A 16,576-nucleotide genomic window follows, 5' to 3' on the forward strand; every position below is an offset into this window, starting at 1 on the left:
GTCTCAGAACTCCAGCACGACCTGGAGCGCTTCCTGCGGACGCTCGTCCAGCAGGCGGTACGCGTCGGCCGCCTCGTCCACCGGCACGACATGGCTGACCAGCGACTTCACCTCCACCTTCCCCTCGGCCACCAGCCGCAGGAAGGTCCGCTGGAGCCGTTCCACGCTCCAGCGCCCGGCAAGCTGCGGCGGCACCCCGCCGATCTGGGAGCAGATCAACTGGACGCGGTTGTGGTGGAACTCGTCGCCGAGGCGCAGCCCCGCGCCGTCGCCCTGGTAGAAGCCGGAGGCGACGACCCGCCCGTCGACGGCGACGGAGCGCAGCGCCTCGTGCAGCGCCGGGTACGCGCCGCTGATCTCGATGGCGGCGTCGGCGCCCAGGCCGCCCGTCGCCTCCCTGATGCGCTCGGCGACCGCATCCGTGCGGGCGTTGAGCACGCGCTCCGCGCCGTACTGCCGGGCGGTCTCCAGGCGGACGCCGAGCGCGTCGACGGCGGTGACGCGCGCTCCGCTCAACTGGGCGAGGCGGGTGGCGAGCAGGCCGATGACGCCCTGCCCGAACACGGCCACGTCCTCGCCGAGATGGAGCCCGGCGCCGAGCACCGCGTTGTACGCGATGGCGCCGACGCGCGCGAACGCGCCCGCCAGCGGCTCCAGTCCGGCGGGCAGTGTGTGCCCGGCCATGCGTGCCGCGGGCACGATGCCCTCGCTGCGGTGGCCCCAGATGCCCCACACCAGGTCGCCGACGGCGGGCATGTCCGGCGTGTCCGTCAACTCGGGGGAGACCTCGGTGACTTCGCCGACCTCGGAGTAGCCCCAGCCCGCGACGGGATAGGAGATCCCGGCGGCGCCGTCCCGGAAGAGGCGGGCCTCCGCGTCCCAGGTGCGGGTGAGGTAGGGGTTCGTGCCGCGGTACGCGGTCAGTTCCGTGCCCGCCGATATGCCCGAGTAGCGGGTGCGGACCCGCAGATGGCCGGTCGGCAGCGGCTCGCGCTCGTGCTCGGCGACCTCGACATCGCGGGGGCCGACGAACTGGACAACTCGCTCCACAAAGGACTCCGAAAGGCGATGGCTCCAGTAGTTCCGTCGAAGATACATCAGGGTTACGTCTTGTTAACAGGCAAAAGTGGTGCTGAGATGCATGCCAAATAAACGGAAGTCGTGTGAGGACGTGGCATGCGGATGTGGTCCCGACGGTCCCGACGGGCCCGGCGGTCGAGAACTGTCGCGGCAGGACTCGCGGCGGCGCTCACCGCCGCCCTGCTGGCGGGCTGCTCGGCCGGGCAGGCGGCAGGCGAGCGCGCCGCGCCGGACAAGAAGATCACGGTGTGGACGCAGGAGAACCTGCCGGCGCGGATGGCCGCCACCCGGGAGATCGTCGGGCGGTTCGAGAAGCGGAGCGGAATCGACGTCGAACTCGTCGGCGTGGACGAGGGACAGCTCCCGCAGCTCATCATGTCGGCCGCCGCGGCGGGCAACCTCCCCGACGTCATCGCCGCGCTCCCGCTGGGCCAGACCTGGCAGATGTACGCGAACGGGCTGCTCGACACCCGCCTCGCCTCGGACATCGTCGAGGACCTGGGCCCCGGCACCTTCAACGCCAACGCCCTGCGCCTCGCCTCCGACGACGGCACCCCGCTCGCCGTCCCCTCGGACGCCTGGCTCCAACTCCTCGTCTACCGCGCCGACCTGCTCAAGAAGGCGGGCCTGGCCCGGCCCGACAGCTACGGCGCGCTGCTCAAGGCCGCAGCGAAGCTGGACCGCGGCCGCATGGACGGCATCTCCGTGGCCAGCGACCCCGGCGACGTCTTCACCCAGCAGAGCTTCGAGAGCCTCGCCCTCGCCAACGACTGCCAACTGGTCGACGGCAAGGGCGAGGTCACCCTGGACTCCCCGGCCTGCCGCCGCTCCTTCGCCGCCTACCGCACACTCGCCCGCGACCACGGAGCCCCCGGCACCCAGACGCTCGACTCGACGCGCGCCACCTACTTCGCGGGTCGCTCACCGATGCTCGTGTGGTCCTCGTTCCTCCTGGACGAACTGTCGGGGCAGCGCGCCGACGCGACCCCGAGCTGCCCCGAGTGCAAGAGCGACCGCTCGTTCCTCTCCGACAACAGCGGCATCGTCACCGCCCTCAAGGGCCCCGACGGCGACCGTCCCGCGCAGTACGGGGAGGTCACCTCGTGGGCGGTGACCAGGACGGCGGAACGGGACGCGTCCCGCGACTTCGTCACGTACATGATGAACGCCGGGTACGAGGACTGGTTCGGCATGGCCCCCGAGGGCAAGATCCCCGTCCGCGAGGGGACGGCGGAGGACCCGCAGAAGTACACCCGCGCCTGGCGGCACAGCAGGCTCGGCGTCGAGGCGAAGGAGCGCAAGAGGCTCGACGCCATCTACCCGGCAGCCCTGCTCGACCAGCTCACCGACGGCGTGAGCCACATGCGCCGCTGGGGCATCGCGCAGGGCGAGGGCGCCCTCGTCGGGGCCACCAACGGCGAACTGCCCGTGCCCAAGGCGCTCGGCGAGATGACCAGCGGCGGCACACCGCCCGACGAGGCGGCCCGCAACGCCGACGAGGAAGTCGCCGCACTCAGGGAGTCCCTCCAGTGACCGCCCCACGCATCGGGTCGGCAGCGCGTCCCGGGCCGGAGAACCGCACTGAGCCCGACGACCGAGGAACCGCCCCCATGCCCCCGCCCTCCCGCCCCGGCCCCCGCTCCCGCCGCCCCCGCCGGGACCTCACCGCCAGTGCCCGCGAGAACCGCGCCGGGCTCGCCTTCGTCACCCCGACCTTCGTCGTGGTCCTGGTCGTCGTCGTGCTGCCCATCCTGTGGACGGTGCTGCTGGCCTTCCAGCACGCCAAGCTCGTCGACATCCAGGGCATGGGCCTGCTCGGCAACTGGTCCCTGGACAACTTCGGCAAGGTCTTCGGCTCGCCCGGCTTCTGGTCCAGCCTGTGGACCACGCTCGTCTACACCGTCGGCTCCACCGCGGGCTCCGTCCTCCTCGGCCTCGTCGCCGCGCTCGCCCTGCGCAAGCCCTTCCGGGGGCGCGGGCTGCTGCGTGCGTCGATGCTGCTGCCGTACGTCGCGCCCGTCGTCGCCGTCGCCTTCGTGTGGGAGGTGGCGCTCAGCCCCCAGTTCGGCATCGTCAACGAGTGGGGCACCCGGCTGCTCGGCTGGGACCAGCCCCTCGCCTTCCTGTCCACCCGGTCCTACGAGGTGAGCCTGCTCGGGCTGCACTTCGACGTGCCGCTCGCGCTGCTCACCGTCATCGCCTTCGAGACCTGGCGCTACTTCCCCTTCGCCTTCCTCTTCCTCCTCGCCCGCCTCCAGGCGGTGCCCGACACGCTGGAGGAGGCCGCGAAGGTCGACGGGGCCGCGCCCACCCAGCGCTTCCGGCACGTGCTGCTGCCGCAGCTCATGCCCGTGATCGCGCTGCTGTGCGTGCTGCGCTTCATCATGACCTTCAACAAGTTCGACGACATCTACCTGCTCACCGGCGGCGGCTCCGGCACGGACGTCGTGGCCGTGCGGGTCTACGACTTCCTCACCGCCCGCTTCGACGTGGGCGCGGCGGCGGCCCAGGCCCTGGTCCTCGCCGTGATCCTCATGGCCCTGCTGGGCCTCTACTTCAGGTTCTTCGCCAAGCGGACGCAGGAGGAGGAGCGATGAGCGACGCGACGGCACGTACGGGCGGGGCGTCCCGGCCCCGGACCGCCCGGCCCCCGTTCAGCCGGGCGCGGTTCGAGGAGCGGCTGTTCGGCGTGCTGCGCCGCGTGGTGATCGCCTTCCTGGCCCTGATCACCGTCGTCCCCTTCCTGTACATGCTGCTGCTGTCGGTGAAGCCCATCGACAAGCTGCTGCTCGACCCGGGACGGCTCTGGGTCTCCGCCGAGGAGTTCACCCTCGCCACCTACGAGGAGGTGCTGCGCCCGGTGTCCGAGGGCGGCCAGGGCTTCCTCGGCATGCTCGCCAACTCCGCGCTGGTGTCGGTGGGCGCCGTCGTCCTCACCATGCTCGCGGCGATCCCCGGCGCGTACGCGATCAGCAGGCTGAGGTTCTTCGGGGGACGGCAGGTGAGCGCCCTCTTCCTCGCGGTCTACCTCTTCCCCGCGACGCTGCTCGCCGTCCCGCTCTTCGTGATGTTCGCGCGGATGGGGCTCCAGGGGAGCCTGGTGGGGCTGGCGATCGTATACATCGCGCAGACCGTGCCCGTGTCGATCTACATGATGCGCAATTACTTCGTCACCATCCCCTACAGCATCGAGGAGGCCGCGGCACTGGACGGCTGCACCCGCCTCCAGGCCGTGCGCAAGGTGGTCCTGCCCCTGGCCCTGCCTTCGCTGATGGCCACCGGGCTCTACATTTTCATGATCGCGTGGAACGAGTTCCTCTTCGCGCTCCTCTTCCTCGCGGCGGCCCCCGACAAGTGGACGGTCTCCCTCGGCCTCCAGCTCCTCTCCAACGGGGTCGAGGTCTCCAAGACCGTGCTGATGGCAGGATCGGTGGTGCTGACCGTGCCCGTGGTGCTGCTCTTCTTCGCAGCGGAGCGCCTGCTGACCGAGGGGCTGACGAGCGGCGCGGACAAGGGCTGACGGACGGGGAGCGGCGCACAAGGGACGGCGGCCGTCACGACACAGGGACAAGAGCTGAGGCGGGAACGAGGAGATGAACGGCAACCAGGCCAGCGCGGGCCATCTGCTGCGGCTCATCCGCGAGGGACGGGCCACGACGCGCGGCGCCCTGCAACAGGCCACGGGCCTGTCCCGTTCCACTGTCGGCCACCGGCTCGACCAGCTCTTCGCCGCCGGCTGGCTGCGCGAGGGCGCGACGCGGCCCGTCGAGGCGTCCACGGGCGGACGGCCCTCCACCCGGCTGGAGTTCGACCCCACCCACGCCGTCGTCCTCGCCGCCGACCTCGGCACCCGGCACGCGAGCGCCGCCGTCCTTGACCTGGCGGGCACGGTGCTCGCCGAGCACGCGGACGAGCTGCTGATCGGCGACGGCCCCGACGCGGTGCTCGACCGCCTCGGCCAGTGGTTCGCGACGCTCCTCAAGCGCGCCGATACCGCGCCCGAACGGGTCTGCGGCATCGGCCTGTCCGTCCCCGGACCCGTCGACTGGGCTTCGGGCCTGGTCATCCAGCCGCCGATCATGCCGGGCTGGGACGGCTATCCGCTGCGCGAGCGGATGCGTCAGGCGTACGCGGAACACGTCACGGCGGAGGGCGGCGAGGGCGGCCCAGCGCCCGTGCCCGTACTCGTCGACAACGACGCCAACCTCATGGCCTACGCCGAGCAGCGGCACGGCCACCCCGACTGCTCCGCCTTCCTCCTCGTGAAGGTCTCCACGGGCATCGGCGCGGGCGTCGTCGTCGACGGGCAGATGTACCGGGGCATCGACGGCGGCGCGGGCGACATCGGCCACATCCGGCTGCACGACTGCGCGGACGCGCTGTGCATGTGCGGCTCCTACGGCTGCCTCGCCGCCGTGGCCAGCGGCCGGGCACTGGCCCGTCAGCTCACCGAGGCGGGCGTGCCGACCGCCTCAGGATCCGACGTGCGCGCCCACCTCGCCGCCGGCCAGCCGGACGCGGTGCGGCTGGCGAGGGAGGCGGGGCGCAGGGTCGGCGAGGTGCTGGTCACCGTCGTGACGCTGCTCAACCCCGGGCTGCTGATGATCGCGGGCGACCTCGCGGGCACCCCCTTCCTCACGGGCGTGCGGGAGCTGCTGTACCAGCGCGCGATGCCCCGTACGACCGCGCATCTCCAGGTCGTCACCTCGCAGCTCGGCGACCGGGCCGGGCTGGCGGGGGCCGCGGCCATGGTGGTCGAGGACCTCTACGCCCCTGACCGCGCCGACGCACGCCTCGCCGCTCCCCGCGCCTGACCCCCTGTTACCTCTCCTGTCCCCTTCTGGAGCCGCACCATGACCGAGCCGTGGACCGGCGACCCCGTGCGGGTCGGCCTCGTCGGGGCCGGGCCCTGGGCCCGCACCATGCACGCCCGCATGCTCGCCGCCGGGCCCGAGACCGCCCTGACGTCGGTGTGGGCGCGCAGGCCCGAGGCCGCGGCCGAGGTGGCGGCGCTCTACGGTGCCGCCGTCGCGGACTCGTTCGACGCGCTGCTCGGGCAGTGCGAGGCCGTCGCCTTCGCCGTGCCGCCCGCCGTCCAGGCCGAGCTGGCCCCACGCGCGGCGCGGGCCGGAAAGGCGCTGCTGCTGGAGAAGCCGCTCGGGCCCGGTCTGGACGAGGCCCGTACCGTCGCGGACGCGGCCCTCGCGCACGGCGTCGTCACCCAGCTCGTGCTGACCAAGCGCTACCACCCCGAGACGCGCGCGTTCCTGGCGCGGGCCGGGGAGTTCACGGCCACCGGCGCCCGCTCCTGCTATTTGCACGGCGCCTTCCTCGGCGGCGAGCAGGCCACCTCCTGGCGCCTGGAGCACGGCGCGCTGCTCGATCTGGGGCCGCATCTGCTGGACCTGCTGGACCTCGCCGTCGGTCCGGTGGTCGCCGTGCGCGGTACTGGCGACCCGCGCCGCTGGATCGAGCTGACGTGTGAGCACGAGGGCGGGGCCGTGAGCCAGGCGTCGCTGTCGGGGGCCGTGGCGCTGCCGCGCGCCCGTACCCGGATCGAGCTGTTCGGGCCCGAGGGCGAGCTGGTCTACGACACGGCGGAGATCGACCACGACGCGTGCTGGCCGGTGCTGCGGCGCGAGTTCGCGACGGCGGTGCGCGCCGGGAGGAGCCCGGACATCGACGTACGGCGGGGGCTGCGGCTCCAGGAGCTGCTGGAACGCGCCCTGGTGCGGGCCGGGGCGGGAACCGTGGCCGGAACCGGGACCGGCGGCCAGGGGTGAATGTCCCGTTACGGGCGTGAGACGGCCGTCCGGATCGTGGGATGTGCGTACGGCCGAACGCGTGATTCTCGCCACCTTGATAAGGGGTGTGCTCAAATGAGCGCTCACATGTGAGCTGCATACCTCTTAGGAGCGAGCCGCGACTTTACCGACCCTTGGTTCATGACCCGAACCGATGGATGACGCTCCGTGAGTGGTCGCGGATATGGTCATAGCAGAGCGGAGCGCTCCCTTCGACTTGTGAACCGCGAGCCAACTGCGCGGTTACCCGGTCGTCACTTTCGATCATTGGGTCCGGGGCGGTTACGGCCGTGTGACGTGCTGCTGGACGTACCTCAAAGCCTTTGATCTGGGTACGCTCCCCGCCGTCAGGGCAGCCGTCCATGAGGAGCCGAGTCCGATGCCGGTTCACGCAAAGAACACAGCAGGCGATGCAGCCGCGGTAGCCGCGGGAGCCGCGGAGCAGCAGAAGCTCGTCTACGACTTCACAGAGGGCAACAAGGACCTCAAGGACCTCCTCGGCGGGAAGGGGGCCAACCTCGCCGAGATGACCAACCTCGGTCTCCCCGTCCCTCCGGGGTTCACCATCACCACCGAGGCGTGCAAGGTCTACCTCGACTCCGGGGACGAGCCCCCGGAGCTGCGCGACCAGGTGAGCGCTCAGTTGAGCGCCCTGGAAAAGCGCATGGGCAAGCAGCTCGGCCAGGCCGACGATCCGCTCCTGGTCTCCGTCCGCTCCGGCGCGAAGTTCTCCATGCCCGGGATGATGGACACCGTCCTCAACATCGGTCTCTCCGACGAGTCCGTCAACGGCCTCGCGCAGCAGTCCGGGGACGAGCGGTTCGCCTGGGACTCCTACCGCCGCCTCATCCAGATGTTCGGCGACACCGTGCTGGGCATCGACGGCGAACTGTTCGCCGAGGCGCTGGACGAGGCCAAGCGCGGGCAGGGCGCCGTCTCGGACGTCGAGCTGACGTCGGCGCACCTCAAGACGCTGGTCGAGCAGTTCAAGGACATCGTGCTCAAGGAGACGGGGCGGGAGTTCCCGCAGGAGCCGCGCGAGCAGATGGACCTCGCCGTACGGGCGGTCTTCGACTCGTGGAACGGCGACCGCGCCAAGCTCTACCGCCGCCAGGAGCGCATCCCGCACGACCTGGGCACGGCCGTCAACATCTGCTCGATGGTCTTCGGCAACCTCGGCCCCGACTCCGGCACCGGCGTCGCCTTCACCCGCGACCCGGCCAGCGGCCAGCAGGGCGTCTACGGCGACTACCTCCAGAACGCGCAGGGCGAGGACGTCGTCGCCGGCATCCGCAACACCGTGCCGCTCGCCGATCTGGAGCAGCTCGACAAGAAGTCCTACGACGAGCTGATGACGATCATGGAGACCCTGGAGACGCACTACAGGGACCTGTGCGACATCGAGTTCACCATCGAGCGCGGCAAGCTGTGGATGCTCCAGACGCGCGTCGGCAAGCGCACCGCAGCGGCGGCCTTCCGCATCGCCACGCAGCTCGTCGACCAGGGCCTGATCGACGAGGCCGAGGCGCTCCAGCGGGTGACGGGCGCGCAGCTCGCGCAGCTCATGTTCCCGCGCTTCGACAGCAACGGCGGCGTCAAGGGCGCCGACCAGATCGGCTGGGGCATCGCCGCCTCGCCGGGCGCGGCCGTCGGCAAGGCGGTCTTCGACTCGTACACCGCCATCAAGTGGTCGCGCTCCGGCGAGAAGGTCATCCTCATCCGCCGCGAGACCAACCCGGACGACCTCGACGGCATGCTCGCCGCCGAGGGCATCCTCACCTCCCGCGGCGGCAAGACCTCGCACGCCGCCGTCGTCGCGCGCGGCATGGGCAAGACGTGCGTGTGCGGCGCCGAGGAGCTGGAGGTGGACACCAAGCGGCGCCGGATGACCACCTCGGGCGGGCTGGTGATCGAGGAGGGCGACACCGTCTCCATCGACGGCTCGACGGGGAAGGTCTACGCGGGCGAGGTGCCCGTCGTGCCGTCGCCGGTCGTCGAATACTTCGAGGGCCGGATGCACGCGGGCGCCGACGACGCCGACGAGCTGGTCAAGGCCGTGCACCGGATCATGGCCTACGCGGACCGCGTACGGCGGCTGCGCGTACGGGCCAACGCCGACAACGCCGAGGACGCCTCGCGCGCCCGGCGCTTCGGCGCCCAGGGCATCGGCCTGTGCCGCACCGAGCACATGTTCCTCGGGGAGCGGCGCGAACTCGTCGAGCGGCTCATCCTCGCCGACGCGCGGAACGAGCGCGAGGAGGCGCTGAAGGCGCTGCTGCCGCTCCAGAAGGGCGACTTCGTCGAGCTGTTCGAGTCGATGGACGGGCTGCCGGTGACCGTACGGCTGCTGGACCCGCCGCTGCACGAGTTCCTGCCCGACATCACCGAGCTGTCGGTGCGGGTGGCCCTGGCCGAGTCCCGCCGCGACGCCAACGAGAACGACCTGCGGCTCCTCCAGGCCGTGCACCGGCTGCACGAGCAGAACCCGATGCTCGGGCTGCGCGGCGTGCGGCTCGGGCTGGTCATTCCGGGGCTGTTCACGATGCAGGTGCGGGCCATCGCCGAGGCAGCGGCCGAGCGCAAGGAGGCCAAGGGCGACCCGCGCGCGGAGATCATGATTCCGCTCGTGGGCACGGTGCAGGAGCTGGAGATCGTGCGCGACGAGGCCGAGGCCGTCATCGCGGACGTCGAGAAGGAGCACGGCGTCGAGCTGAACCTCACCCTCGGCACCATGATCGAACTGCCCCGCGCGGCCCTGACCGCCGGTCAGATCGCCGAGTCGGCCGACTTCTTCTCTTTCGGGACGAACGACCTCACCCAGACCGTGTGGGGCTTCTCCCGCGACGACGTGGAGGCCAGCTTCTTCACCGCGTACCTGGAGAAGGGCATCTTCGGGGTGTCCCCGTTCGAGACCATCGACAAGGACGGCGTCGGCTCGCTCGTCCGCAACGCGGCGGAGGCGGGGCGGGCCACGCGGCCCGACCTGAAGCTCGGCGTCTGCGGCGAACACGGCGGCGACCCCGACTCCGTGCACTTCTTCCACGAGGTGGGGCTCGACTACGTCTCCTGCTCGCCCTTCCGCATCCCCGTAGCGCGCCTGGAGGCAGGCCGCGCGGCGGCGTCGGAGGCCCGCGACGCGTGAACCTTTGATGCCGTGCTGACGGGCGGGGGCTCCGGCTCCGGCTCCCAGCCACGGCCATGGCTCACCGGCCGCGCCGGTCACGGTCAGCCCTGACCGGCCGCCGGTGCACCTCCGGGCCCACCCCGCCGCGCACCAACCCTCACCGGCGGCGGCTCGGGCCCGGCACATAGAGAGGGCGGCACCCGTGCGGGGGTGCCGCCCTCTCGGCTGTGCGGTGCGGGGCCCCGCGGCGCGGATGTGTGGACACGCCGCGGGGCCTGGCCCGGTCGTCCGCGACGGGGGCTGGGACGCGGACGACCGGGCTGCGGGGCCCGTCCCCTGGACCGCTGCCGACGGTTCCCCCAGGGGACGGGGGTCTTTATGGGGCCGGGCTGGGCGGCACGGTGGTGAGTTGGAGGGTGCGTCCACCGACGAGCGGTGCGGTGAGGATGACGGCCCGGCCCTCATGCTCCAGGGCTTTGCCGATGCGGGTGTGGCGGGCGTGCCACCAGTGGCGGGGTGCGAGGAGGGTGCTGAGGCAGTCGCGCGGGGTGCCGTCGACGGTGATGCGTTCGCCTTTTTCGCGGAGGCGGAGGGGGTGGCAGGCGTGGGCGGTGAGGAGGGTGGCGAGGTTGCCTTCCATGATCTCGATGGCCTGGCCGCGTGGCATGGGGCGCGGGTAGCTGGTGAGGAAGGCGGTGCCGTGGGGGAGTTCGTACATGAGGCGTACGGCGCGGTCCTGGATGCGGCGCATGACGAAGTGGGGTGCGTGGCCGTCGAGTACGGCGACGGGGAAGCCCGCCGTGTCGGCCCAGCCGTGGGGGTCGTAGAGGACGTCTTCGGGGTCGGCGGGGATGAGGACGGTGTGGTCGCGGGGCACGGGGCTGCTCCTGGGGGTCAGCGGGTGGCGGTGACGTAGACGAGGGTGACGATGAGTGCGGCGAGGACGGTGATGGAGGCGATCTGCTCGCGCCGTCCCGGCGGGCACAGGGGGCAGAGGAGGACGGGCTGTTCCGGGGTGTGCCACTGGACGATGCGTCCCTCGGCGGTCCAGCAGCCGCACCGGCCACAGACCCCGCTCACGGCGGGCCCTGCGTCTCCGGGACGACGGTGGGGCGTTTGCCCGCGCCGGTGAAGACGGTGATGGCGCGGGCGACGTTCTCCCCGGTGACTTCGGCGCGGATGGCGGCGAGGGGGAGGTAGGCGCCGTGTCCGGGGCACAGCCACACCGGGTTGTGCCAGAGGTAGCGGGCTGTGGGCAGGTAGCGCACGACGGGGCCCACGTGACCGTCGCCCTCCACCTCGCACGTGCGGCCGGTCACCGTGCCGCCTCCGGGCTCGCGGTGCGGGCTTCGTCCTCGGCGGCGATGTCGGCCGCGCAGCCGTCGCAGACTTTCACGGGGACGGTGCGCGTACGTGTCTGTGGGCTCGCGCCCCGCTCGTCGCCGGAGTACAGGTCGAGGACGGTCTGCGTGCCGGGCACCCGGCGACAGCGGAAACAGCACTCGGCAGCCCGCCGCGCACACTCGTCGCAGATCCGCACCGGAACAGTGCGCGGGCCTGCCGCATCCCCGGCGGACACGATGTAGATCTCCACCGCGCCCGGCCGCTGACGGCAACGGACACAGCGCGCGCTCACCACCCGGCCCCGCTCCCGTGCTCGCGGGGCCCGTGCTCGGCGCGGATCACCGCGTCCAGCACCACGTACAGCAACCGCGCGTCGGTGAGCCCGTACTCAGCCCAGCCCCGCACCCAGTGTGTGAAGGCCGAACGGGTACACCAGCCAGGCGGAACCGTCACATGCTGCGCGGTGCTCAGCAGTTGCACGCACGTGGTCTCGGGAATCGCCCAACCCTGTGTCGTACGGGGTGGCACCAGCCAGATGAGGCGACGCCCGTACGGGTCCCGGATCACCGCCCCCGACTCACGGCCGAGCCGCGCCAGCACCCGGTCACCCAGATATGCGGGCACCCGCACCCCATCCCAAAACACCCCTGCGGGCAGCAACTCGGCGGCGATCCCCGTGGGCGGGGCCCACTGGCGTGTGGGCGGGTCTGCGATGGCGTCCATGACGACCCCTGCTGTCGGCGTGATCAGTGCGCTACCGACCGTAGGGATGCGGGTGTAGCCGATGGGGCACAGATCGTGCCCCATCGATTCCACAGGTTCTCAGTCGGCCAGCATGCCGATCTTCACGGCCAGCTCCGCCGCGCGGCGACGCCGCTCCGGGCTCTTGGCCTCGGTCTCCTCCAGCACGATCCGCCGCGCGTAGCCGTTGTAGCGGATCGTCTCGGGCGCCGCCTCGAATGCCTTGTCCAGTGTGGCGAGCGCGGCTTCGGGCTGCCCGTCGAGCTGGTAGCCGCGTGCCTCTTCGATACGGTGCCGAGCGCGGCGCGGCCGGGACTTGATCGTGGTCGCGTCAGCGGCGGCGGCCTGCCGGACGCTCTCGCCCCCGGCGTGCAGTTCGACCGCTACCGTCACCGCGTGCGCGCCCATGATGGCCCGCGAGAAGCTGGTGACCGGGTGGTAGTAGTCAGCGGGGAGGCGCTTGGCCTTCTTGCGGGCCTTGTCCCACCAGCCCCACGCCGTGCCCGTGTCGCCGCGCCGCGCGGCCGTGTACCCGGTCTCGAACTCCAACGCGCCGACGATGGCCAGCACATCGTCCGGCGCGTCCGGCAGCAGCGGTTCCAGGTAGGCCAGGGTCGCCAGGGTGACCGCGTCGGCCGCGTCGTAGTGGGTGGCGCCGCCGTCGCGGTGGGCTTGGGCGGTCAGCCATGCGGCGACGCCGATGGCGTGCGGGTCCTCGGATTCCTGGGCCGCGACCATGCCGCGCTCCGCTACACGCCACAGGAGGCTGCTGTCGGGCTGGTAGGCGAGGAAGAACTGCGAGAGCGCGTACACCTCGGACAGGATCGCCTGCGCCACCCGGCGATCGAGCGCCGAGTCGGCCTGCCGTACCGCGAGTTGAGCGTCGCGGATCAGGTCGGGCAGCAGTTTCCCGATGACTTCCCGGTGGTTCTTGGCCTCGTGGCGGGCTGTCCATGCGCTCGCCAGGCGGGCGGCGAGATGTGCGGACGGCGGCGCGGCCCGGTCCGTCCCGGCCGGGAACGTGTTCACGGCAGCGGCCACTGCGGGCAGGCGCGCGTGTCCGGGCCCGACGAACAGCGTCAGCTCACCGTGGGCCTTGTTTCCCGTGAGTTCGGAGAGCGAGCGCACGCGGAGGATCTCGGCGATACGCAGGATCATGGGCAACTTCGGTGTTTGGAGGCGCCCGTTCTCGACCTGCTTGACCCAGCTCGGTGACATGCCGAGAAGTCCCGCCAGCACGGTGCGGGGTATGCCGCGCCGCTCACGGAGGAGCTGCATCCGCTGGCCGAACGCCAGCGGCTCGGCGTACGGGTCCGGGCTGACATCTTCAGACGACACGGCCTTGCCCCTCTCTGCGCGACTGGACACTGCCAGGGTATGGCGCTGGGCCGTTCCGTACCCGCCTTCCTTGGCGGCACCTGTGCAGGGTTGCCGACACACGGGCCCGGAGGCGGCTGAACGGATGTGCTTCTCCGTCCGTACCCAGTGAAGAGGTCAACCGAATCCGAGCGACGAGGGGCAGGGATCGACGATGCAGCGACCATCTGGACAGATGACCCGGGGTGCGCTCTTCGTGGCCGGGACGGCGGCGGCGTTGCTGTCCGTCGCCGTGCCCGCGATGGCGAGCACAGCGCAGTACTGCGGTGCTGGGCGCGGTCTGACCGCCGAGGTGGCGGTCCAAGGCGCGATCGACGACGCACAGAACTCGGCGAGCGGCGATGGCAGGTTCCACTGCGAGCTGGAGGGCCAACCGCAGATCTTCGAGGTATTCGACGATCCGAACTTCGGCCACATATTCCGCGCCAGCGTCGTCATGAACTGCGAGTGACGGCCCGCCGTACCCTGCCGAGGCGGGGATGAGCTTGGAAGGCACACGCAAGGCAGTGTGCGAAGCCGTCACCTCGGAGGCGAAGAAGGGCCAGAAGGCAGAAGGGCGCACGAACCAGCACGCCGCAGAGGTGCGCAACCTGGCTGAGGCGTGGTCGCGCATGGCCGTGCCGTGCCGAGCAGCCGCGCGCAGGCGGCCACGGCCGAACACGGGTGCAGGGGCGGGCCCGGACTGTTCGGGGTCCGCCCCTCACCGCCTGCGGTCGCTCTTGCCGCCGGAACGGTTGTGATGGTGGTGGGGTACCTCGGCCTTGCCCGGCTGATGAAGGTCAGTGAGTTGCGGAGCCTTCCTGGTTTGAGGTGAGGGTCCGGCCGGACCGGCCGGGCCGGAGCAGAGAGTGCGCACCGGGCGCGTGGTCACTCCTGGGGTATGAAGCGGGCCTGCTCCTCGTCGGACACTGACACGACTTTGCCGGGAAGGTAGCGGACAAGGTGTGGCTTGCGTCACACTCGCGACACCCCCACGCGCACTCAAGGGGGGCTCATGCACATCCGTACCGTCGTTCTCGCGCCGATCGTCACATTCGCACTGCCGCTCACTGCTTGCTCAGCGCTCACCGAGGCCGAGCCCAGGCCCAGCAGTGCCGCACGTGCGACCTCGGCCGAAACCGTCCCGGACGAACAGCCCTGCAAGGACCTCATCCGCGAGGAACTCACCAGCGAGGGCGAGCCCGAAGCCGTTACGGAGCAGGAGCCGTGTGTCGGCATCAAAGCCGGGCGTGTCGACGAACTGATCGACGAGGTCGGTGAAGAGATCGAACAGGACCTCGAAGCGAGCACCGGCGGTGGAGATGTCGGGGACCTCGGCGACGACACCGTGGGCCTGTCCGAGACGGTCGCCTACGAGACCGACACCGAGGTCTCGCTCACCGGCTTCTCCCGTGGCGTTTCCAGCGCCTACGCCGCGCCCGCCTCCGCGGCCTACGTACGCTTCACGGTCAAGGTCGTCAACGGCGGAGACACGATGATGGACCTCTCGGGTATGTCGGTGGCCTGCGTGTACGGGGACGACGGCAAGCCGGGCGAGCAGATCTTCGACTCGGAGAACGGACTCGACGGGACGCCGACGGCGCATCTTCGGCCGGGGCGTTCGATGAGTACGCCGGTCGCGTGCGAACTGCCGAAGGACGAGAAATACGTTCAGGTGGAGGTGTCTCCGGACTTCGAGTCGGAGACGGCTGTCTTCGCGGGGAACGTGAAGTGACGTGATGCGCCGCCCGCCCCGCCCCACGTCGCAGTGGAGCGGGGCTGGCGGGCGCGCACGGGGGGCCCGTGGAGAGCGGGGCTCAGGAGGGGCGGGAGAAGTTCTGGCGGGAGGTGTTCTGGATGTTCTCGGCGTGGGGGCGCTTCGCCGGGGTCGTGCGGGCGACGTGCTCTGCGGCGCGGTCCGGGGTGGTCTCGGCCTTGCCCGTGACGTGCGCCGGGACCTCGGGGACCGGCCCCGCGCCCTGGGCCTGCGCGCTGCGCGCGCCCTCGTCGTCGCCCGCCAAGCCCGTGGCGCTCGCCGCGCCCGCGCCGCCCACTACGCCCGCCGCCGCGAGGGCGGCTGCGGCGATCACCATACGCATGCGCATCGTTCGTCTCTCCTGTCATCGGCTGTCGTCGGTCGTGTGACGTTGCTGTTGTCCGCCACGCGGCGCCGATAACGGCAACGGCCCCGAAGGCACCCGAACGGCCCCCCGTCCGCCCCCGGATCTAGCCCTCGCCGAGCCGGGAGCGGAGGAAGGCGAGGGTGCGGGCCCAGGCCGTGGCGGCGGAGGGGGCGTCGTACGTCGCCGGGTTCGCGTCGTTGAAGAAGGCGTGGCCCGCCGGGTAGAGGTGGAAGACCGGGGTGATGCCGGACTGGGCCTCGATCGTGGCGCGCAGCTCGTCCAGCGACGCGAGGGGAACCGTCGGGTCCTGCTCGCCGTAGTGCCCCTCCACCGCGGCCCTGAGCCCCGAGAAGTCGGGGAGGGCGCCCGGGATGACGCCGTAGAAGGGGACCGCCGCCGAGACGCGGGGCTCGCGGGCCGCCAGCGCGAGGACGAAGCCGCCGCCCATGCAGAAGCCGACCGCGCCCACGGTCCCGCCCGTCGTCTCCTCGCGGCCGAGGAGGTAGTCGACGGCGCCGGAGAGGAGCCGCGCGCCCTCGTCGGTGGGCAGCTCGGACATCAGGCGGGCTGCCTCGTCGGCGTCGTGGGCCACCTGGCCGCCGTAGAGGTCAGGGGCGAGGGCGACGAAACCGGCCTCGGCGAACCGGTCGGTGACCTCCGCGATGTGGTCCATCAGACCCCACCACTCCTGGATGACGACCACGCCGGGCCCCCGGCCCGACGGAGGGAGGGCGAGGTAACCGTGCGCGGTGCCGACGTCAGCGGTGCTGGGGAAGGTGACGTTCTGGCGGGGGTTCTGGCCGGAGTTCGGGTTCGCAGCGGTCACGGTGACTCCACGGTTCGGGGAGGAGATAAGGGGGCGTGCCCCGAGCGTAGGGGTGCGGGCAGCGGATCGGCGGGGCCCGCCCCACCTAACGGGGGGCCGGCCCCCCCCCGGGGGGGGCCGGGCCATGACGTCCTCCACATGCACGCACGGCGGCCGGGAGGCGACGCTCCTGGCACTG

17 protein-coding genes are annotated in these 16,576 nt (G+C 71.6%); 8 read left to right on the plus strand and 9 right to left on the minus strand.

Annotated features, from left to right (window positions below):
* Positions 1-3: 3 nt before the first annotated feature.
* On the minus strand, positions 4-1,050 hold the full coding sequence (locus tag ACWGJ2_RS25290; RefSeq protein ID WP_453348502.1) for a zinc-dependent alcohol dehydrogenase: 1,047 nt from the start codon (positions 1,048-1,050) through the stop codon (positions 4-6).
* Positions 1,051-1,176: 126 nt separating this feature from the next.
* Here ACWGJ2_RS25290 and ACWGJ2_RS25295 point away from each other — a divergent pair, with 126 nt between their 5' ends.
* The 6 genes from ACWGJ2_RS25295 to ppdK all read left to right on the plus strand — a co-directional run bounded on the left by ACWGJ2_RS25295 (position 1,177) and on the right by ppdK (position 10,026).
* A complete protein-coding gene (locus tag ACWGJ2_RS25295) occupies positions 1,177-2,613 on the plus strand; it encodes an ABC transporter substrate-binding protein (RefSeq protein ID WP_453348503.1) in 1,437 nt (478 codons plus the stop codon).
* A gap of 77 nt (positions 2,614-2,690) precedes the next feature.
* Positions 2,691-3,677, plus strand: coding sequence for a carbohydrate ABC transporter permease (locus ACWGJ2_RS25300; protein WP_453348504.1), 987 nt, complete (start codon positions 2,691-2,693; stop codon positions 3,675-3,677).
* Complete coding sequence (locus tag ACWGJ2_RS25305) at positions 3,674-4,600, plus strand: carbohydrate ABC transporter permease (protein WP_453348505.1); 927 nt, start codon at positions 3,674-3,676, stop codon at positions 4,598-4,600. Before ACWGJ2_RS25300 ends, ACWGJ2_RS25305 begins: the two co-directional genes overlap by 4 nt.
* A gap of 73 nt (positions 4,601-4,673) precedes the next feature.
* On the plus strand, positions 4,674-5,894 hold the full coding sequence (locus tag ACWGJ2_RS25310) for an ROK family protein (protein ID WP_453348506.1): 1,221 nt from the start codon (positions 4,674-4,676) through the stop codon (positions 5,892-5,894).
* 39 nt (positions 5,895-5,933) lie between these two features.
* On the plus strand, positions 5,934-6,863 hold the full coding sequence (locus tag ACWGJ2_RS25315) for a Gfo/Idh/MocA family protein (protein WP_453348507.1): 930 nt from the start codon (positions 5,934-5,936) through the stop codon (positions 6,861-6,863).
* Between the two features lie 400 nt (positions 6,864-7,263).
* Complete coding sequence (gene ppdK / locus ACWGJ2_RS25320; protein WP_453348508.1) at positions 7,264-10,026, plus strand: pyruvate, phosphate dikinase; 2,763 nt, start codon at positions 7,264-7,266, stop codon at positions 10,024-10,026.
* Between the two features lie 358 nt (positions 10,027-10,384).
* Here ppdK and ACWGJ2_RS25325 read toward each other — a convergent pair whose 3' ends face one another.
* From ACWGJ2_RS25325 to ACWGJ2_RS25350, 6 genes are all read right to left on the minus strand, one after another.
* Positions 10,385-10,885 carry a hypothetical protein gene (locus tag ACWGJ2_RS25325; RefSeq protein ID WP_453348509.1) on the minus strand — a complete coding sequence of 167 codons (501 nt, stop codon included), beginning with the start codon at positions 10,883-10,885 and terminating at the stop codon, positions 10,385-10,387.
* A 17-nt stretch (positions 10,886-10,902) separates the two neighbouring features.
* Entirely contained in the window at positions 10,903-11,088 is a 186-nt protein-coding gene (locus ACWGJ2_RS25330; RefSeq protein ID WP_453348510.1) for a hypothetical protein, read from the minus strand.
* Entirely contained in the window at positions 11,085-11,327 is a 243-nt protein-coding gene (locus tag ACWGJ2_RS25335; protein WP_453348511.1) for a hypothetical protein, read from the minus strand. Before ACWGJ2_RS25335 ends, ACWGJ2_RS25330 begins: the two co-directional genes overlap by 4 nt.
* On the minus strand, positions 11,324-11,488 hold the full coding sequence (locus tag ACWGJ2_RS25340) for a hypothetical protein (RefSeq protein WP_453348512.1): 165 nt from the start codon (positions 11,486-11,488) through the stop codon (positions 11,324-11,326). Before ACWGJ2_RS25340 ends, ACWGJ2_RS25335 begins: the two co-directional genes overlap by 4 nt.
* A 152-nt stretch (positions 11,489-11,640) precedes the next feature.
* On the minus strand, positions 11,641-12,075 hold the full coding sequence (locus ACWGJ2_RS25345; protein ID WP_453348513.1) for a hypothetical protein: 435 nt from the start codon (positions 12,073-12,075) through the stop codon (positions 11,641-11,643).
* 99 nt (positions 12,076-12,174) lie between these two features.
* A complete protein-coding gene (locus tag ACWGJ2_RS25350) occupies positions 12,175-13,431 on the minus strand; it encodes a helix-turn-helix domain-containing protein (RefSeq protein WP_453348514.1) in 1,257 nt (418 codons plus the stop codon).
* A gap of 193 nt (positions 13,432-13,624) precedes the next feature.
* Between ACWGJ2_RS25350 and ACWGJ2_RS25355 the strand changes: the two genes are divergently transcribed.
* Together ACWGJ2_RS25355 and ACWGJ2_RS25360 are read left to right on the plus strand one after the other, a co-directional pair.
* The gene (locus ACWGJ2_RS25355; RefSeq protein WP_453348515.1) at positions 13,625-13,921 is read left to right on the plus strand and encodes a hypothetical protein; all 297 of its coding nucleotides are present in this window, start codon (positions 13,625-13,627) and stop codon (positions 13,919-13,921) included.
* Positions 13,922-14,464: 543 nt separating this feature from the next.
* Positions 14,465-15,184: a hypothetical protein gene (locus ACWGJ2_RS25360; protein ID WP_453348516.1), complete on the plus strand. Its 720-nt coding sequence runs from the start codon at positions 14,465-14,467 to the stop codon at positions 15,182-15,184.
* Between the two features lie 82 nt (positions 15,185-15,266).
* Here ACWGJ2_RS25360 and ACWGJ2_RS25365 read toward each other — a convergent pair whose 3' ends face one another.
* Complete coding sequence (locus ACWGJ2_RS25365) at positions 15,267-15,554, minus strand: hypothetical protein (RefSeq protein ID WP_453348517.1); 288 nt, start codon at positions 15,552-15,554, stop codon at positions 15,267-15,269.
* A 121-nt stretch (positions 15,555-15,675) separates the two neighbouring features.
* On the minus strand, positions 15,676-16,398 hold the full coding sequence (locus tag ACWGJ2_RS25370) for a dienelactone hydrolase family protein (RefSeq protein WP_453348518.1): 723 nt from the start codon (positions 16,396-16,398) through the stop codon (positions 15,676-15,678).
* Positions 16,399-16,576 lie beyond the last annotated feature (178 nt).

The organism is Streptomyces sp. NPDC054796 (genome assembly GCF_053611545.1).